At 49.6% G+C, this 17,459-nt stretch carries 17 protein-coding genes and 6 tRNA genes; 1 reads left to right on the top strand and 22 read right to left on the bottom strand.

Annotated elements, in window-relative coordinates:
• Window positions 1-41 precede the first annotated feature (41 nt).
• The 16 genes from hisIE to AC2TDN_RS19150 form a co-directional block, all read right to left on the bottom strand.
• Entirely contained in the window at window positions 42-734 is a 693-nt protein-coding gene (gene hisIE, locus AC2TDN_RS19225; protein ID WP_482067993.1) for a bifunctional phosphoribosyl-AMP cyclohydrolase/phosphoribosyl-ATP diphosphatase HisIE, read from the bottom strand.
• Entirely contained in the window at window positions 731-1,489 is a 759-nt protein-coding gene (gene hisF, locus AC2TDN_RS19220; RefSeq protein WP_484689792.1) for an imidazole glycerol phosphate synthase subunit HisF, read from the bottom strand. Before hisF ends, hisIE begins: the two co-directional genes overlap by 4 nt.
• Before the next feature lie 59 nt (window positions 1,490-1,548).
• Window positions 1,549-2,172, bottom strand: a complete 624-nt coding sequence (hisH, locus tag AC2TDN_RS19215) for an imidazole glycerol phosphate synthase subunit HisH (RefSeq protein WP_482067995.1) — start codon at window positions 2,170-2,172, stop codon at window positions 1,549-1,551.
• Between the two features lies 1 nt (window position 2,173).
• The gene (gene hisB, locus AC2TDN_RS19210) at window positions 2,174-2,779 is read right to left on the bottom strand and encodes an imidazoleglycerol-phosphate dehydratase HisB (RefSeq protein ID WP_484689789.1); all 606 of its coding nucleotides are present in this window, start codon (window positions 2,777-2,779) and stop codon (window positions 2,174-2,176) included.
• A gap of 486 nt (window positions 2,780-3,265) precedes the next feature.
• Window positions 3,266-4,552 carry a histidinol dehydrogenase gene (gene hisD, locus AC2TDN_RS19205; protein ID WP_484689785.1) on the bottom strand — a complete coding sequence of 429 codons (1,287 nt, stop codon included), beginning with the start codon at window positions 4,550-4,552 and terminating at the stop codon, window positions 3,266-3,268.
• 297 nt (window positions 4,553-4,849) lie between these two features.
• Window positions 4,850-5,494 (bottom strand): ATP phosphoribosyltransferase, encoded by a 645-nt coding sequence (gene hisG, locus AC2TDN_RS19200; protein ID WP_482067998.1) that lies wholly within the window; start codon window positions 5,492-5,494, stop codon window positions 4,850-4,852.
• Window positions 5,491-6,723, bottom strand: a complete 1,233-nt coding sequence (locus tag AC2TDN_RS19195; protein ID WP_482067999.1) for an ATP phosphoribosyltransferase regulatory subunit — start codon at window positions 6,721-6,723, stop codon at window positions 5,491-5,493. Before AC2TDN_RS19195 ends, hisG begins: the two co-directional genes overlap by 4 nt.
• Before the next feature lie 191 nt (window positions 6,724-6,914).
• On the bottom strand, window positions 6,915-7,451 hold the full coding sequence (locus AC2TDN_RS19190; protein WP_482068000.1) for an acyltransferase: 537 nt from the start codon (window positions 7,449-7,451) through the stop codon (window positions 6,915-6,917).
• On the bottom strand, window positions 7,438-8,109 hold the full coding sequence (ppaX, locus tag AC2TDN_RS19185; RefSeq protein ID WP_482068001.1) for a pyrophosphatase PpaX: 672 nt from the start codon (window positions 8,107-8,109) through the stop codon (window positions 7,438-7,440). The genes AC2TDN_RS19190 and ppaX overlap by 14 nt, the downstream gene beginning before the upstream one ends.
• Window positions 8,110-8,128: 19 nt before the next feature.
• Window positions 8,129-9,130: a prolipoprotein diacylglyceryl transferase gene (gene lgt, locus AC2TDN_RS19180; RefSeq protein WP_482068002.1), complete on the bottom strand. Its 1,002-nt coding sequence runs from the start codon at window positions 9,128-9,130 to the stop codon at window positions 8,129-8,131.
• Window positions 9,131-9,151: 21 nt separating this feature from the next.
• The gene (gene hprK / locus AC2TDN_RS19175; protein ID WP_482068003.1) at window positions 9,152-10,090 is read right to left on the bottom strand and encodes an HPr(Ser) kinase/phosphatase; all 939 of its coding nucleotides are present in this window, start codon (window positions 10,088-10,090) and stop codon (window positions 9,152-9,154) included.
• A 121-nt stretch (window positions 10,091-10,211) separates the two neighbouring features.
• Window positions 10,212-11,576: a DUF4179 domain-containing protein gene (locus AC2TDN_RS19170; RefSeq protein ID WP_482068004.1), complete on the bottom strand. Its 1,365-nt coding sequence runs from the start codon at window positions 11,574-11,576 to the stop codon at window positions 10,212-10,214.
• A complete protein-coding gene (locus AC2TDN_RS19165; RefSeq protein ID WP_482068005.1) occupies window positions 11,521-12,111 on the bottom strand; it encodes a sigma-70 family RNA polymerase sigma factor in 591 nt (196 codons plus the stop codon). The genes AC2TDN_RS19170 and AC2TDN_RS19165 overlap by 56 nt, the downstream gene beginning before the upstream one ends.
• Window positions 12,112-12,254: 143 nt before the next feature.
• Window positions 12,255-13,376 carry an ABC transporter ATP-binding protein gene (locus AC2TDN_RS19160; RefSeq protein ID WP_482068006.1) on the bottom strand — a complete coding sequence of 374 codons (1,122 nt, stop codon included), beginning with the start codon at window positions 13,374-13,376 and terminating at the stop codon, window positions 12,255-12,257.
• Between the two features lie 89 nt (window positions 13,377-13,465).
• Complete coding sequence (locus tag AC2TDN_RS19155; protein ID WP_484689781.1) at window positions 13,466-14,608, bottom strand: PucR family transcriptional regulator; 1,143 nt, start codon at window positions 14,606-14,608, stop codon at window positions 13,466-13,468.
• A gap of 171 nt (window positions 14,609-14,779) precedes the next feature.
• On the bottom strand, window positions 14,780-15,727 hold the full coding sequence (locus AC2TDN_RS19150) for a glycosyltransferase family 4 protein (protein WP_482068008.1): 948 nt from the start codon (window positions 15,725-15,727) through the stop codon (window positions 14,780-14,782).
• Window positions 15,728-15,917: 190 nt separating this feature from the next.
• On the opposite strand from AC2TDN_RS19150, the gene ssuE reads away from it, so the two are divergent.
• On the top strand, window positions 15,918-16,469 hold the full coding sequence (gene ssuE / locus AC2TDN_RS19145) for an NADPH-dependent FMN reductase (RefSeq protein WP_482068009.1): 552 nt from the start codon (window positions 15,918-15,920) through the stop codon (window positions 16,467-16,469).
• Between the two features lie 143 nt (window positions 16,470-16,612).
• Here ssuE and AC2TDN_RS19140 read toward each other — a convergent pair.
• The 6 genes from AC2TDN_RS19140 to AC2TDN_RS19115 form a co-directional block, all read right to left on the bottom strand.
• Window positions 16,613-16,688 (bottom strand) — tRNA-Lys (locus AC2TDN_RS19140).
• Window positions 16,689-16,705: 17 nt separating this feature from the next.
• Window positions 16,706-16,790 (bottom strand) — tRNA-Tyr (locus AC2TDN_RS19135).
• A gap of 38 nt (window positions 16,791-16,828) precedes the next feature.
• A tRNA-Phe gene (locus AC2TDN_RS19130) sits at window positions 16,829-16,904 on the bottom strand.
• Between the two features lie 16 nt (window positions 16,905-16,920).
• Window positions 16,921-16,997: transfer RNA gene (locus AC2TDN_RS19125), tRNA-Asp, on the bottom strand.
• A gap of 33 nt (window positions 16,998-17,030) precedes the next feature.
• Window positions 17,031-17,106: transfer RNA gene (locus AC2TDN_RS19120), tRNA-Val, on the bottom strand.
• A gap of 25 nt (window positions 17,107-17,131) precedes the next feature.
• Window positions 17,132-17,208: transfer RNA gene (locus AC2TDN_RS19115), tRNA-Met, on the bottom strand.
• Window positions 17,209-17,459 lie beyond the last annotated feature (251 nt).

Raw genomic sequence — 17,459 nt, 5'->3', positions numbered from 1 at the left:
TACCGGCCTTTCTATATTGATATTTAATAACAAATGTATATTTATCTCATTTTGTTAGTCGTTGGCTTGCCATGGCGGCTGCTGATTTCGCTGATGACATCATCAAAAGGCAGACCGCGCTCGCGGAGCAATACCATCAAGTGGAAAATCAGATCGCCAACCTCGCTGCGAAGCTCGTCGTTATCTTGATTTTTTGCTGCGATAATGACCTCCGACGCTTCCTCGCCAACCTTTTTCAAAATCTTATCTACCCCTTTGTCGAACAGGTAGGTCGTATAAGAGCCCTCAGGGCGCTCTGCGTAACGCTCGGCAATGACGCTCTCCAGCTGGCCCAGCGTAGCGAAGCGGTCACTGGATGCGCCCGCAGCCTCTGAGGATGCTTCTGCATTGCCGCTAACTTCAACCGAATTAAAGAAGCAGCTATAACGTCCTGTGTGGCAAGCAGGTCCCTTCTGTTCTACCTTAACGAGCAGTGTGTCGCCGTCGCAGTCGTAAGCCAACGAGACGATGCGCTGCGTATGGCCGCTTGTCGCGCCTTTGTTCCAAAGCTCGCCCCGCGAACGGCTCCAAAACCACGTTACGCCGGATTCCACGGAAAGCTGCAGCGACTCCTTGTTCATGTAAGCCATCATCAGCACTTCTTTGCTCTGCGCGTCCTGCACAACGGCAGGCACAAGCCCTGCATCATCCCATTTGATTTTTGAGCTAAGCTCGCTCTGGTTGTTTTCCGTCATCGTACCTCTACTCCCTTCAACCGCAAATCATCCTTCACTTCACGGATCGTCATTTCTTTATAGTGAAAAATCGTAGCCGCCAGCGCCGCATCCGCATGAGCCTGCTGGAACACATCGTTGAAGTGCTCGACACTACCCGCTCCGCCAGAAGCGATAACCGGTATGCCAAGCGAATCCGATACCGCCTGCGTAAGCTTGATATCGAAGCCATCCTTCGTTCCGTCAGCATCCATGCTCGTCAGCAAAATCTCACCTGCGCCCAGACGCTCTACTTCACGCGCCCATTCCAGCGCCTTGATGCCCGTTGTTTTGCGTCCGCCGTGCGTGTATACCTCCCACTCGCCCCACTCCGCATTGAACTTGGCGTCAATTGCCACTACGATGCATTGTGAGCCGAATTTCCGTGAGCCTTCTTTGACGAGGGAAGGGTTCAATACAGCTGCTGTGTTGATGCCGATCTTGTCCGCTCCAGCGCGAAGCAGCCGCTTCATGTCATCGACATGGGAAATGCCGCCGCCCACCGTAAAGGGTATCGTAATTTCTCCAGCCGTCCGCTTAACGACCTCAATCATTGTTGCGCGTCCCTCGACGGAAGCCGAAATGTCCAAAAATACGAGCTCATCGGCGCCCTCTTGGTCATAGGTAGCCGCCAGCTCGACGGGATCGCCCGCATCGCGCAGGTTCACGAAGTTAACGCCCTTCACAACGCGGCCATCCTTCACGTCCAGACACGGAATGATACGTTTCGCCAGCATGTTGCCCTCTCCTTTATGCCCGTTAGTCGGGCCTCATCTATATGTCTGCCTTTTATTAACTAGTCGTTTTGGCCTTGGCTGCTTGTAAGCGCAAGAAAATTGCCCAGCAGCTGCATGCCGAGCTCACCGCTCTTCTCTGGGTGGAACTGCATGCCGTATACATTGCCGCGACCGACAATAGCCGTCACCTGCTGATAATAGTCCGTCGTCGCAAGCAGGTCGGCCTCTAGCTCCGGCTTCGCGTGGAACGAATGAACGAAATAGACATGTCCCTCAGTCAATCCGTTGAATAACGGCGACTGCTCCTGTAGGAACGAAAGCTTGTTCCAGCCCATATGCGGAATTTTGTATCCGCCTGCGAAGCGAATAACATTGCCCGGCAGCAGATTCAAACCCTCGTTCGTACCGTACTCGTCGCTTTCGCTGAAGAGCAGCTGCATGCCAAGACAAATGCCCAGCATCGGTTTGCCGGAGGCTGCATAGGCTTTGGCTACCTCATCCAACTTCGTTTCGCGCAGGTTTTGCATCGCATCCCCAAAGGCGCCAACGCCTGGAAGGATAGCGCCGTCCGCTGCAGCGATCGTTTCCGGATTATCCGTAATAACAGCCTCATAACCAAGACGTTCAACCGCCTTGCTTACGCTGTGCAGATTGCCCATGCCGTAATCGATGATCGCGATCATGCTACAGCACTCCTTTCGTAGAAGGCACTCCTTGCACGCGAGGATCAATGCTCGTTGCTTCATCAAGCGCACGTCCAAGAGCCTTGAACACCGCTTCAATCATGTGATGCGTGTTTTGGCCATAGTGCACGATGACATGAAGCGTAATGCGCGATTCAAGCGCCAGCTTCCACAGAAACTCATGAACAAGCTCAGTAGAGAAGCTGCCTACCTGAGTAGAAGGGTACTCTGCACGATATTCAAAATGCGGACGGTTGCTGACGTCGATAATGACCTGTGCAAGCGCCTCATCCATAGGTACGAATACGCTGGCGTAACGCTTAATGCCGCGTTTGTCGCCGAGTGCTTCGCGAAGCGTTTGGCCGATGCAAATACCGATATCCTCCACCGTGTGGTGATCGTCGATGTCGATGTCGCCGCGCGCTTCCACTTCTAGATTGAACTGGCCATGCTTCGTAAACAAATCAAGCATATGGTTAAGGAAAGGCACATCCGTATCAATTTTTGTTTCGCCTGTTCCGTCGACTGCAAATGTAAGCTTAATATCCGTCTCGTTCGTCTTGCGTGCCACCGATGCCTCGCGTACCCGATTTTCCGACACTTTCATTCCTTCTTTCTTGGGATGTGTTTGTTTGTGTTGCTATGTTGCTGTTCTGCAAAATAATTATCTGATTAGTTGGAGCTTAGTTGGAGCTCTTATGCTACATTGCTGTTTGTGTAACGTAAGTTTATGATTAGCTGCGTTTTCTGAGCTACGTTGCAGTTTGTGCAACAGAATCTCCTGTTTAGCTGACGTTCCTGAGCTACGTTGCAGTTTGTGCAACAGAATCCCCATTATCCATCCGAACTCCCGCACTCGAGGCAGTTTCTGCTGCATTTCTGCAACGTAGCTCCTCAAACGATGATTCATGTCAGGTTTCTATTGCACTTTCTACAATGTAGCCATGCTCAGCAGCTTCCGATGTATATCTTATAGTAGCAAATATCCGCACTGGCTTTTGGACGCAAGAGTGATTACTTTCATATTAACACTGCAACGCAATATTATAATTTATTTTCGTATATAACAGTTCCGAAGTTCATCAGGAGATGTTTATTCCCGTTCCTTCTCCAGACGAATCTCAATTGCGCGAGCGTGGCCTTCGAGTCCCTCATGGCGAGCAAGCGTCATGATTTTTTCACCATTGGCAAGCAGCGCTGCTTTGCTATAGTAGATCAGGCTTGATTTCTTCAAGAAATCATCCACGTTGACCGGCGAGGAGAAGCGTGCCGTGCCGTTTGTCGGAATGATGTGATTCGGCCCTGCAAAATAATCTCCTACAGGCTCCGAGCTGTAAGGCCCGAGGAAAATAGCACCCGCGTTCTGAATGTAGCCGAGCAGACGCATTGGATCAACCGTCAGCACCTCAAGATGCTCAGGTGCCAGCTGATTGACAACGTCGATTCCCGCTTCAAGCGAATCGACGAGCAGCACTGCCCCGTAGCTGTCTATGGAGCTGCGGGCAATGTCTTGTCGCGGCAGCGTGGACAGCTGGCGCTCCACCTCCACTGCAACCGCCTCCGCAAGCTGCTGCGACGGCGTAACCAGTATCGCCGACGCCATTTCATCGTGCTCTGCCTGCGACAATAGATCCGCGGCTACGTACGCGGGATCAGCTGAATCGTCAGCAAGCACGACGATTTCACTTGGCCCGGCGATGCTATCGATATCGACGGCACCGAATACGGCGCGCTTCGCCAGCGCCACGTAAATGTTGCCCGGTCCGCAAATTTTGTCGACCGGAGCAATGCTGGCCGTGCCGTACGCAAGCGCGGCAATGGCTTGAGCTCCGCCGACCCGGTACATCTCCTTGACGCCCGCTTCCGCGGCGGCAACGAGAATATACGGGTCGATGCCCGCAGTGCCGCCGGTTGCAGGCGGCGTCACCATGACGATCTCCGGCACGCCGGCTACCTGTGCCGGAATCACATTCATCAGCACGGACGACGGATAAGCCGCCTTGCCTCCGGGCACGTATACGCCGACCCGCTTCAGCGGCCGCATAATTTGCCCGAGCAGCGTTCCGTCCTGCTGCAGGTCCATCCACGAGGTCCGCATTTGCTTCTCGTGGAATGTCCGAACATTCACGGCTGCTTCGCGAATCGCCGTGAGGAAGTCGGCGTCGACAAGCGCATACGCCGCCTGAATTTCCTCCTGCGTCACGCGCAGCGACGCCGCATCCAGCTTAACGCGGTCATGCTGCTCCGTATATCTCAGCAGCGCCGCGTCTCCCTCGGCCTTTACGTCTGCGACGATTTTCAAGGCCGCTTCATTTTGCTCCGGTGTTCCATACTCCACCTCGCGCTTTAATCCAAACTGCTCCGCTCGCATAATGCGCATATCATCCGCTCCTTCCAAATACTCAACTTACTCATCTATGTGTTCTCAAACATCCCAGTATCTTACCCGCACTTATTCGTTCTAGCTCGACAACACAGTCGATCATCCCTGTCACTCGATCCAGCTCCCCGAGAGACTGCACTAACTCGCCACGCATTCACTCAAACTCGATATAGGTTCTTATCGACAATTCGCTGGCTACAGCGCAGTTGCTCATCGCTGCTCGATCCAGCTCTCAACCCCGCGTGTGATCACCCCGATCACCAGCTCAAGCACGTAATCGTATTCTTTCGCCCCTTAAACCCGCGCAGCCAAAGTCACCTGCAGCCGATCACACAAGCTCTGAATCGCCTCGTTCTTCATCCGGTAGCTTACCCGATTTGCAATCAATCGGCTCGTAATGCCGAAGATCGATTCCATCTCCACAAGCCCGTTCTCGCGCAGCGTTTGGCCCGTTTCCACCATATCGACGATACGATCCGCCAGTCCGATCATCGGCGCAAGCTCGATTGAGCCATTCAGCTTAATCACCTCAACCTGTTGACCAAGCTCTCGGAAATAAGCGGAAGCTACATTCGGATACTTGGTCGCAACGCGAGGATTGATCGTCGGCTTCCAATCGGGCATACCTATAACCGACATGCGGCATTTGGCTATGCCAAGATCAAGCAGCTCATAGACATCTTTATTTTCCTCCATGAGCACGTCTTTGCCGACGATGCCGATATCCGCCACACCGTATTCTACGTAGGTCGGCACGTCGACCGGCTTCGCCATAATAAACTCCATGCCTACCTCAGGCAGCTCAATGATCAGCTTGCGCGTATCGTCAAAATCACTCGGAATCGGCAGCCCCGCCTCGCGGAACAGCTTCGACGCCACCTTATAAATGCGACCTTTCGGCATCGCCACTTTCAATATATCTTTAGTTTCTCCGCTCATGTGGCGCTGCCTCCTTTAATTCCATTTCCGCTAAACGTCAGCAAAGCCGTATAATTCACGCCTTTATGCGTAAACGAGCTCTGCACCTTCGATTTCAATCCTTCTATAAGAGCGCCGGTCTTCTCATCGAACCGCTCTGTAACAACGCTAACGCCCTGCGCGCGCAGCTCCTGCGCTTTGACAAGCGCGTCTCCGCGACCCGCAGTATCATAGACAACTAGCGTACGCTTCGTTTCAATCTCCGCTTGATCACCCAGCAGCTCCAAAATACGCGTCGTCTTCAGCGCAAATCCCGTTGCAGGTGCTGGTCTGCCGAACTGAGCCAGCAGGTTGTCGTAGCGTCCGCCGCTCACAACCGGGAATCCGAGATCAGCTGCATAACCTTCGAACGTCATGCCAGTATAATAGGAGAAGTCCCCAATCATCGTCAGGTCAATGAGCACATGCTCGCAAACGCCATACGCCTTCAGCACATCCCAAATTTCGCAGAGATGGCGAATCGATGAGCGTGCGTTATCATCCACGCTTAGCTGCAATGCTTGATCACAGATCTCTTGGCCGCCGCGCAAACGCAAAATGCCTTCAAGCTCCTGCTGCACCGACTCATCAATAGACAGCTCGCGCAGCTGCTGGCGGTAACCGACAAAATCACGTCCAAGCAGGCAGCTCTTAAGCTGCTCCTGCGCTTCCACTTGCCCTGGAAGAGATTCTTCCATGAGTCCGTTCAGGAAGCCGACATGCCCAATCGCTATTTTGAAGCGTTCAACGCCAGCCGCTTTCAGTGATGCAATCGCAAGAGCAACGACCTCCGCATCCGCTTCAGCCGAAGAGTCGCCGACGAGCTCTACTCCCGTTTGGAAAAACTCCGCCTCGCGGCCTGCCTCTTCCTCAATAGCGCGGAACACGTTCGAGTGGTACGACAAGCGCTGCGGGAAATCAGCTTGCTTCAATAACGATGATACAACGCGAGCGATTGGCGCCGTCATGTCCGAGCGCAGCACCAGCGTCGTACCCCGATTGTTGAGCAGCTTGAACAGCTTCCGATCCGACGTGGAGCTGGCAACGCCTACCGTATCGTAATATTCCATCGTAGGTGTAATAATTTGCTCATAGCCCCAGCCCTGCATGCAAGCCAGTACCTGACGTTCTATGTGTCTTAGCTTCGCTACCGCGCCTGGCAAATAATCTTTAACGCCAGTCGGCTTCTCAAAAACTTTTGGTTTGGACATATATGATCACCTTCATTTACTTTAGTAGTTTAAAGCGATACCATGTTACCATGCTAACAAATTAAAGAGTTTAATCGTAATATTAGCATGAAAAGCTTAAATTCGTCAAGCCGAACGCGGCCCTTTGCACGCCAAAAAGAAACCCCGCCCAGCAGCGAAACGAACGCGTCTGGACGAGGCTTTTTTGACAGCTATTCGTTTAAAAAACTCCGTACGCTCTCTTCAATCTCGCCGCTCGCAGCCGCTTCGCTCCGCTTGATCTCCCGCATCGGATTGCCTCCTACAAATGCATAAGCAGGCACGTCCTTATGAACGACTGAGCCCGCGGCTATTACCGCATGATCACCAATCGTAACGCCGGGAAGGATCGTCGAATTTGCGCCGATCATGACATGAGAGCCGATAACCACGTTGCCGAGCCGATACTCCTTGATCAAATATTCATGGGTTAGAATCGTTGTATTATATCCAATAATCGTATTATTGCCGACCGTAATACGTTCGGGAAAGAAGACATCGACCATCACCATTAACGCAAAAGCGGTATGCTCTCCGACCTTCATGCCGAGCAAACGGCGGTAAATCCAATTTTTGAGCGGAAGAACCGGACAGTAACGCGCAAGCTGGATAAAAATAAAATTACGGACCGACTTCAATCGGCTTACTGTCGAATATACCTGCCACAGCGCATTTGGTCCTTCCACTGGATATCGATCAACTTTGCGCAAGCGTCTCCCGCTCCAATCCTACAAATGAATAAAGATCGCGCATATCATGAATAACATGATGCGCTCCGGCATCCTTGAGCTTCAGCTCGCCCTTAAGTGACCAAGCTACGCCTACCGCAATGGCACCAGCTGCAATCGCGGATTCGATATCCACCGTACTGTCGCCGACCATGATAGTCGTTGCCGGATCTGCTCCAAGCAGCCCAATCGCTTTGCTCACAGGCTCGGCATGAGGCTTAGGATTGACGACATCGTCAATCGTGACGATTGCATCCACGTAATCGAACAATCCCGTGTATTTCAAACCGCGTTCAGTCGTCAGACGCATTTTGGTCGTAACGATCCCGATTTGAATCCCATGCTTATGCAGTCTTTCGATAACCTCGTTGACGTAATCGAATGCTTTTACATACTCGTCATGCAACCGCAAATTAACTTCGCGATACGCTGCAACAAGATGAGTGACATCCTCTAGTCCTGAGAAAAGCTTCATTTGGTCCGTAAGCGGCTGTCCCATGCTTGGGATGATATGCTCCCTGCCGAAGCCCTCCGGCGTCACGCCCTGCAAAGATTCTATGAACGAGCGAATGATGAGCTCATTGGTGTCAATAATCGTGCCGTCCAAGTCGAACAGCATCGTTTTGATTTTGCCCGTCATCGTAAGACCTCCCTGAAAATTACTCTTGTCGTTTGCCGGCTTCTTCCTCTTTAACCGTAGCCGCATCTTCCAATTTAGCTGCAGCATCCGAGCCGCCGTTTCTCTCCGGCTTCGTTGTTGCAATCGGATCAAGATAACGCGCTGATGCAAGGCCTGTCTTGCGGCGTACAATAATGAGCACAATAGCCCCAATAATGAGAAGCAACGCAAACACCTGCGAGATTCTAACATTGCCGTATGAAGGATCTAGATAACCTTGCTTAAATAGAACTTCCATCGGCGTCCATAGTCCATTAATGAATGAAGCAAGCCACGCTGGTCCCATAAATGCCAAGCTGTCCGTACGCAGCGCTTCAATGAAGAAACGGCCAATGGAATACCAGATAAAGTAGCTTGCCATCAGCTCGCCCGCACGCAAAAACTTTTGGCGGCGCAGCACAAGCAATATGATAATACCGACTAAGCTCCATATCGATTCATACAAAAAGGCAGGATGGCGGTATACGCCTTGCACGAGCATTTGATCAACGATAAAAGATGGCAAATGCAGCGTTTCGCGCAGGAAGGACTCGCTAACCTCTCCGCCGTAAGCTTCCTGATTCATAAAGTTGCCCCAGCGTCCGATCATTTGGCCCGCAAGCAGTCCGGGCACACAAATGTCCACCAGACGCCAGAAGTTATAGCCTTTGTAGCGGAAGTAGAAGAATCCGCAAATAAAGGCTCCGATAATGGCACCATAAATCGCGATGCCTCCATTCCATATTTTGAACACATCAATAAAGTTGCCTTTATAATCTTCCCACTTGAACGCGACATAATAAATTCGCGCGCCAATAATGGCGGAAGGAACGCCGAGCAGCAGCAAGTCCATAAACAAATCCGGCTTAATGCCGAATCGCTTCCCTTCCTGCACAGCGAACAGCAAGCCTACTAAAGCAGCCGTTCCCAAAATAATGCCATACCAATGCACTTCAATCGATCCTAACGTGAAGGCAATTGGATTTAGTATCAATGTCTTCATTCTTTTATATCCCCTTTAGGTTCAATCGTATTCGTCCATATCATCGGCAATCGTTTCCGTCAGCTTATTCGTAAATTGCAGCGCCGCGTTGTAGCCCATCCGCTTCAAACGGAAGTTCATCGCAGCAACCTCGATAATGACTGCTAAGTTACGACCTGGACGTACAGGCACGGTAACGAGCGGAATATCCGTGTCGATAATGCGCGTTGTTTCTTCGTCCAGACCGAGGCGGTCATACTGCTTGTCCTGCTGCCAATTTTCGAGCTTGATAACTAGTCCAATACGCTTCTGCGTGCGTACCGCGCCCGCACCGAACAGCGTCATCACGTTAATGATCCCGAGTCCTCTAATTTCAAGCAGGTGACGAATGAGCTCCGGCGCGCTGCCGTGCAGCTGAGCGTCTGAGGTTTGCATGATCTCGACCGCATCATCGGCCACAAGCCGGTGTCCGCGTTTGACAAGCTCTAGCGCCGTCTCGCTCTTGCCTATGCCGCTGCCGCCTGTAATGAGCATGCCTACGCCGTAAACGTCAACGAGAACGCCATGAATCGTCGCGGTTGGCGCCAGTTTTCTCTCCAGAAAGTCAGTAATTCTGCTGGACAAAATAGTCGTTGCCACATTGCTGCGCAGCAGCGGAATTTGCATCAGGCCCGATTGCTCGATGAGCTCCTGAGGCGCTTCCAGTCCCCGGGTCAAAATAATACATGGCGTGTCCTCGTTGCATAGACGCACCATTCGATCCTTGCGTTCCTCGCTGTCCAGCATATTCAAGAACGATATTTCCGTTCGGCCAAGCAGCTGTACCCGCTCGCTTGGATGGTAATGGAAATAACCGGCCATTTCAAGGCCTGGCCGATACAAATCATCTACCGTAATGGCACGCTTCATTCCGTCCTCGCCAGCTATAATTTCGAGCTGAAATTGTTTGACGAGCTCAGATACTTTCACTTTTTTCGGCATCGTAGGGCCTCCCTCATATGACAACTGCTTGTGTGTGTATGTATGGTATTTTCCAATGTCTTCATCGTAAAGGAAAAAGGCGCTGAACGCAACGTTTCCTCCGCTGCCCAGCGCCTTTCCATTACTGAATAGGTATGCTTATTGGCTTCAATACATAGCCGGGAAACTGCTCGATGTCGATCGTCAACGGCTGCTTGTAGTCTGCCTTTGGAATCTGAAAGACATGGGTTACTTTATCCTCTAATAAATTCCACTGCACCCCGCGCTTATCCGAGACCGGATAGGATACGCCAGCCGCATCCTTAAAGGACCCCCCATGCGCAAACAGCGTGTACCCTGACTTCTTATCAATTTCATCTAATTCCAGCAAATCCAACTTTATTTCATACCCCTCCGGGATCTCCTCTTTACTAGCTAACAGAAATCTGTTGTGCGGTGAGGATATCGTCTCCATCTTATCCGTGTCAATCGTTAAGCTTAAATGATATTCCGATAAATACACTCCGTCAGCCACTAAAGTCAGCTTCTTTGGCCTCTCGAAATAGCTGCTCTTGAAATGACGCGTTAATGAGGTGTTGAGGTCGCCACGGCCCGAATTTGTTTCATATCGTCTGCCCTTCTCGTCAACTAGAGCTAGATTAATAAAGTCATTGGCGCGCAAATTATTGCTCGGATCGGCTTCAAAGGATAGCGATATTTGAAGAGGTGTGATGATGGCATCCTTCACCGTAAACCGTTGTCCACCAACCTCGAATGGCTGCTCGATAGAGATATCCTCCCGCATCCCCGCGAACCGTTCATGCTCAATCGGAAACTCAACCCTCAGCCACTGATCACCCAACAATAAGCTGAATTGCAGGCTCTCAGGCATTGGAACATCATCTCCCAATAAAACATCCAAATAATCATGTACCGGGACGCTATCGCCCTCGGCATCATCACTTGGAAAATGCGATGAGCTTATAGTAGCCATCAAATCGGCGCCATCGCTCGTTTTTAATTCGAAATCTAGGAAACCTGTATTGTTGTTTATGCCAGGCCCTTCAGCCGTATACAAAATGACTAATCGTTGATCATCTGCCAAAATATCTTCTACCGTGAATTTGTAGCCATTTCTCTCGTCAGAGAGATTTACGGGCTGAAAAAAATGATTTTCGACAGCCGACAGCAGCGACTTGTCACCTTGAATGAAATCAACATATCCGGTGAATCCCGGTATATCCTTCAGCATTCCCGCAAAAGCAGGAGATACGCGCACGAACGCGGTGAGCAGCAAAAACATACATAATGCGGAAGCCATTATACTCAGACTCATTCTCTTCCTTCTTCCGCGTACCGCTCGTTTTCGCCCCTGCTCAAGTCCTCTTCGGATCGCATCATCCAGCAGTTGATCAGGCAGCTTCTCAAGCTCCAGCTCTATTTGCTCCTTGTCACTCCGCAGCTTTTGACTGGCCAGCTCGTAGTCCGGTTCCTTTTCCACGTTCATCCCATATCTCCTCCTTCATTTCTGTCATATCCGCCCTTAAGCATTTCAAGCCTTTGTTCAGCCAAGTTCGAATCGTCCCATCAGGCTTCTCGAGCAGCTCTGCAATTTCCGTAATCGTCATGTCCCTGTAATATTTTAATACGATGACCATCCGATAGTTAGCTGGAAGCAGCTTCACCTGTGCAGCCATATCCAGCCGTGCTGCTGCGTCCACATCGTCTGCTTTCATGCCGTTGCCATACTGCTGCGTTATAGCCTCAGTCGGACGCTCCCGCGTCTGCTTCTTCCTTGCATCCATACATACGCGTATTAAAATTCGAATCGACCATGTCGTAAAAAATTTCGGTTCTCTTAAACCGCGCCGCTTCGCCCAAATCCGACATACCGTCTCTTGAATTGCTTCCAGCGCATCCGCTTCATTCCTCATATAGGAATAGGCGATGCCATACATTTGGTGCTTATCCAGCTCAACATGCTGCAGGAAAGCTTCTTCATCGCCTTTAATCGCTGCCTCAGCCAACTCCTCTTTATTCATGCTTCCACCCCCTGTGCCAAGACTGCCACTTTTTCCTTCAGCTTCCTTTCTCTATTAGACGGACGGGGCGCTCAAACGGTTTTCGATTAAACGCAAAAAAAGAACGACCGGATAATCCGATCGTCCTTCTTCTATCCTATTTATTAAGCTTCGAAAATGTTAAGTTCAGTTGCTTTGTCGAACAAATGCACTTTGTTCATGTCAAGCGCAAGCTTAACGCTTGTGCCATCACGTAGACCGGAGCGGCCGTCAACACGAGCGATAACTGTGTCAGTGCCGATACCGTTCAGGTATAGGTACATTTCGTGACCAAGGTTCTCAGCAACCTCAACATTCGCGTTCACGATTGTTTGCGGGGAAGCTTCCAAGAATACTGGCTCTTCGTGAAGATCCTCTGGACGAATGCCAAGAATCACTTCTTTGCCGATGTAGCCTTTCGAGCGAAGCACTGCTGCTTTGCCTTCTGGAACAACGACGTCAACGCCGCTAGCTTTGAAGCGAAGCGCGCCGCCTTGCTCTGTAAGGGAACCGCTGATGAAGTTCATCGAAGGAGCGCCGATGAAGCCAGCTACGAAGATATTAACAGGGTGGTTGTACAGCTCTTCAGGAGAAGCTGTTTGTTGAATGAAACCGTCTTTCATAACAACGATACGGTCACCCATTGTCATTGCTTCGATTTGGTCATGCGTTACATAGATAGTTGTCGTTTCAAGACGTTTAGTAAGCTTGCTGATTTCCGCGCGCATTTGTCCACGAAGTTTCGCGTCCAAGTTGGAAAGCGGCTCATCCATCAAGAATACTTGCGGCTCACGAACGATTGCGCGTCCTAGAGCGACACGTTGACGTTGACCACCGGAAAGTGCTTTTGGCTTACGGTCAAGCAAATGCTCGATATCTAGAATTTTAGCAGCTTCACGAACACGTTTGTCGATGTCTGCTTTTTTGAATTTACGAAGTTTAAGGCCGAAAGCCATGTTTTGGTAAACGTTCATGTGCGGGTACAACGCGTAGGATTGGAATACCATCGCGATGTCGCGGTCTTTAGGAGCAACATCGTTCACAAGGCGGTCGCCGATGAACAATTTGCCTTCTGAAATTTCTTCAAGGCCTGCAATCATACGAAGAGTTGTCGATTTACCGCAACCAGATGGTCCGACCAATACGAGAAACTCTTTGTCTTTAATATCTAAGTTAACGTCAGTAACCGATGCTTTGTCAGTACCCGGGTATTTTTTGTAAATGCCTTCTAAACGTACGCCTGCCATGATAATTTTCCCCCTAAAAAGAAATTTCGATATGCCTATATCTTATCCCACTGGGGAAGCTGTGACTATGCACATTCTTTACAAAAAAACTAATTTCTTTTCGTAACTTTGTACAATAGCAATATAATTTTGACTAATACGGCATCGCGAAACTGGCGAACATCAAGTCCAGTCTCCTGTTTGAGCTTGTCCAAACGATATAATAGCGTATTGCGATGAATGTATAATTTCTTTGCTGTTTCACTAACATTACAATCTAGCGTAAAAAAAGTGTCTAGCGTGCTTAGCATTTCCGACTCTACGAACAAATCGGCTCTTTTTAGCGATTGCTCCAAATATTTGGATCGCTGCACCTCGGGAATCGCGTTTAGTAGACGCTCCAGCTGAAGCATCCACGGCAAATGAATACTCGTTCCGACATGAAATTTGCGGCCGAGATTAACCGTCTCCCTTAGAAGCATGGTCGTCTCGACCATCCCCTTGGCTGGTGAAGTTGGATGAGCGACTGCTAGATGGCATTCCCCGATCCACTCGCTGGCAAGCATCTCGTGAAGTCCAAGCCCAATCGAAGCTAAGCTGTCCTCCAGCGTTTCTTCCTCCTGCTCGTCGAATGCATCCGAATCCTCATCTTTCAATAACGACATCGACCCCCAGATGAGCCACTCCTGGCTTTTGAGCGGAATGAGCAGTACATCATCAGACATAAACGAGCGAAGCAGCTTCTCCAGCTCGGTGTACGTGGCTTGCTTCGTCCCTGACTGTTCGGTCACGAGCAAGAATGGAATCATCTCATTGAACAATCGGCTGCCGACGGTCAAATGATCCGGTAAAGAATAGGCAGGCTCATTCGACTCCAGCTGCTTCTGTATCCAATCGCCTAGCTTAAGTGCTTGTCTTTCTGTTTCAGAAAGCGACGCTGTCTTTTTCTCCGCCAAAGCTCCGCGATTAAGCTGGAGCGTCCAGCTGATCAATTCTTTTTCGCTTGCCTGCAGTGTCTGACTCTCGATTTCTAATAGTTCAATTTCATATTCAGTAGAAGAGATGACAATCCATGTTTTCCCATCATTTTCAACGCGCTGTCCTTCATTGGAAGAAGAAAGCGTTTCATCGCCTAGCCATACCACTGAAGCATTGCTTACTAAATCGCTCCACTCTGCTATCGATTTCGAAACAGCATGTACCGGACAGTTCAAAATGTGCTGCAGAGGCTTTAACCAATCTGTCGTGCTCATTTCTCTATCTCCAATCTCCACAAGCGTTAGCGGCTGAGTGCATCCTCTTTCAGGATACGCAATTACGTTTAGCAGCTCCATAAAAGCAGGATAATGGTTTAAAAAGCTTATTCCTACTTCTATGTAGAATAACGCTTTTTTTCGTCATTGTACCATAAGAGCCAGCCTAATTCAGCCTAATGCGAGTAAAAGGATGATCGATAGCAGCGCGAACAGCGTCGCAATCAAGTAAAGAAATGATACCGTTTGTACCTGGCTTAGCCCCCATTTCATCAATATATGATGGGTATGCAGCTTGTCTGCCCGGTGCAAGCCCTTGCCGCTAATGAGCCTGCGCAGCATGACATAAGTAGTGTCGAAAATGGGCAGTCCAAGCGCCAGCATCGGGACAAGCAGCGTGATGAACGTCGCTCTCTTAAACGTTCCGTCAACCGCAATGACCGCTAACGTGTATCCCAGAAAAGTCGCCCCGGCATCGCCCATAAAAATACGCGCGGGATAAAAATTATGCACTAAAAACCCGAAGCATGCACCTGCAACAATAACAGCTAGAATAGCCGTGCTTGGCTGTCCCGTTATAAGCGCCACAGTTAATAGCGTAAGTGCAGACAACGTACAGACGCCTGAAGCAAGTCCATCAACACCGTCAATAAAATTGATCATATTAATTAAGCCAAAGACCCACAGCATCGTCGTCAGCCACGAGAACCAATCAGGAAACGAAATAAATAGATCCGTAAAGGGGTTAGCGATACCCGCTATTTCAATATGAAACAAGGTCGGGATAGAAGCAGCACCCATATAGAGAATCACGCGCGGCCATACGGGAAAGTCTCGTCCTTTCGCCTTTGCGCCATCATCAAGTAGACCGACGATAACAAGTATTGTCCCCCCAGTAACGATTGTCCAAGTGAGCGGCGCAAAGCCGATAAAAATAAACATCGCAATGACGCAGCTGGCAAAAATAGCCGCTCCTCCCATTAGAGGAATCGGCTTATTATGTATCTTCCTTTGATTGGGCCGGTCCACAAATCCATGGCGCAATGCAAGCTTCCGAAGCGGTGGTACGCTTGCAAACACAATCGCAAAGCCAATCAATGCCGCTAAACCGTATATCATTGCAATTACCCCTTTTTTTATTTATTACCGTATGTATACATTGTTCCCTTATATCGATAAAATACAAGAAACAATTCATACCTGTTTGACCGAAATGGATCATTCATGGTACGATTTATTCAAAGTACACTTATCGGATTAATGTATAATTAATCTGCCACTATTTGATTGCGAAAGAGGAGTGCTGTACATGCCTAATATCGTTATTATTTCCGGTAGTCCGAATGCTTCTTCACGCCTAAATGGGATCACGCAGTACGTTGAACAGCAATTAATCGAGAACGAGCTTTCGGTCAATCTTATTACGGTCGTTTCATTGCCGGCCGAAGATCTTATTCATGCTCGTTTTGGCAGCCCAGCTATAATTGAAGCCAATAAATTAGTCGAAGAGGCTGACGCTGTCATCATCGCAAGCCCCGTTTACAAAGCTTCTTATACAGGCGTATTAAAAACCTTCCTGGATTTATTGCCGCAAAAGGGCTTGGACGGTAAAATTATCGCTCCTTTATTCATTGGCGGCACCATCGCACATCTTCTTTCCATTGACTACTCCCTTAAGCCGGTGTTAGCGTCCATGGGTGCTAAATTATACGTGAGCGGCGTTTACGCAGTCGACTCGCAAATTAACCGTACACAAGAGCCTAATGAAGCTCCTGTATTCGAGTTGAATGAAGAGCTGACTCTGCGATTAACGGAAACGGTTAACGAATTGGTTCGCGAGCTTTCTCTCCGCAGCAAATAACGACGAATATTAAACAAATAAAGGTGTACGCGTGAAGCAACTAAGATTGCGTTCAAGCGTACACCTTTTCTATTTAGTCCGATAAAGTCAAAAAAACCGAAGATCCTAAGATCTCCGGTTACGAGTTCGTTATTAGAAAAAAATGGTGAGTCATGTAGGATTCGAACCTACGACACCCTGATTAAAAGTCAGGTGCTCTACCAACTGAGCTAATGACTCATAATTGTGTAAAGAAATGGTGGAGGATGATGGATTCGAACCACCGAACTCAGAGAGAGCAGATTTACAGTCTGCCGTGTTTAGCCACTTCACTAATCCTCCATGCTATTACCTATTTTTCACAATAACGAAAAATAAAGTGGTGGCTCGGGACGGAATCGAACCGCCGACACGAGGATTTTCAGTCCTCTGCTCTACCGACTGAGCTACCGAGCCTTACTTTAAAGAAAAATGGCGGAGCTGACGGGATTCGAACCCGCGGTCTCCTGCGTGACAGGCAGGCATGTTGGGCCACTACACCACAGCTCCAAGTGGATTCGGACAAAACCGAATAAGTAAATATGGTGGAGGCTGACGGGATCGAACCGCCGACCCTCTGCTTGTAAGGCAGATGCTCTCCCAGCTGAGCTAAGCCTCCGGGATATTACAATAAGGAAAGGTAATGGTAGCGGCGAAGGGGATCGAACCCCCGACCTCACGGGTATGAACCGTACGCTCTAGCCAGCTGAGCTACACCGCCACGCTTGTCCCCCGAATAGTTGTCGCTTGCAGCGTTCGGGGACGCATACAAAGTCAGGTAATGACAAAACCAAATGTCTTCGCAATCATGCTGTATCGGCTGCACTAGGCAACGTTCTTCAACAGAATTTGCGCCCTGAAAACTGGATACGAAAGATTAGGTTTGCTGAAAACCTCTTTAACTGTGTCTGCCGGATGTATGGGTCCATGCAAACCTTAAGCGTATGCTTACGATGTAGGTTTGACTTACAA

It is taken from the genome of Paenibacillus sp. Y660, from assembly GCF_057221575.1.
Note: the sequence above shows the minus strand (reverse complement) of the source record. Positions and strands in the feature narration are given on the sequence as shown.

Excerpts from the sequence above, each read along its gene's own strand:
- hisIE (WP_482067993.1), bottom strand. The coding sequence starts at position 734 with ATGACGGAAAACAACCAGAGCGAGCTTAGCTCAAAAATCAAATGGGAT.
- hisF (WP_484689792.1), bottom strand. The coding sequence starts at position 1,489 with ATGCTGGCGAAACGTATCATTCCGTGTCTGGACGTGAAGGATGGCCGC.
- hisH (WP_482067995.1), bottom strand. The coding sequence starts at position 2,172 with ATGATCGCGATCATCGATTACGGCATGGGCAATCTGCACAGCGTAAGC.
- hisB (WP_484689789.1), bottom strand. The coding sequence starts at position 2,779 with ATGAAAGTGTCGGAAAATCGGGTACGCGAGGCATCGGTGGCACGCAAG.
- hisD (WP_484689785.1), bottom strand. The coding sequence starts at position 4,552 with ATGCGCATTATGCGAGCGGAGCAGTTTGGATTAAAGCGCGAGGTGGAG.
- hisG (WP_482067998.1), bottom strand. The coding sequence starts at position 5,494 with ATGAGCGGAGAAACTAAAGATATATTGAAAGTGGCGATGCCGAAAGGT.
- AC2TDN_RS19195 (WP_482067999.1), bottom strand. The coding sequence starts at position 6,723 with ATGTCCAAACCAAAAGTTTTTGAGAAGCCGACTGGCGTTAAAGATTAT.
- ppaX (WP_482068001.1), bottom strand. The coding sequence starts at position 8,109 with ATGACGGGCAAAATCAAAACGATGCTGTTCGACTTGGACGGCACGATT.
- lgt (WP_482068002.1), bottom strand. The coding sequence starts at position 9,130 with ATGAAGACATTGATACTAAATCCAATTGCCTTCACGTTAGGATCGATT.
- hprK (WP_482068003.1), bottom strand. The coding sequence starts at position 10,090 with ATGCCGAAAAAAGTGAAAGTATCTGAGCTCGTCAAACAATTTCAGCTC.
- AC2TDN_RS19170 (WP_482068004.1), bottom strand. The coding sequence starts at position 11,576 with ATGAACGTGGAAAAGGAACCGGACTACGAGCTGGCCAGTCAAAAGCTG.
- AC2TDN_RS19165 (WP_482068005.1), bottom strand. The coding sequence starts at position 12,111 with ATGAATAAAGAGGAGTTGGCTGAGGCAGCGATTAAAGGCGATGAAGAA.
- AC2TDN_RS19160 (WP_482068006.1), bottom strand. The coding sequence starts at position 13,376 with ATGGCAGGCGTACGTTTAGAAGGCATTTACAAAAAATACCCGGGTACT.
- AC2TDN_RS19155 (WP_484689781.1), bottom strand. The coding sequence starts at position 14,608 with ATGAGCACGACAGATTGGTTAAAGCCTCTGCAGCACATTTTGAACTGT.
- AC2TDN_RS19150 (WP_482068008.1), bottom strand. The coding sequence starts at position 15,727 with ATGATATACGGTTTAGCGGCATTGATTGGCTTTGCGATTGTGTTTGCA.
- ssuE (WP_482068009.1), top strand. The coding sequence starts at position 15,918 with ATGCCTAATATCGTTATTATTTCCGGTAGTCCGAATGCTTCTTCACGC.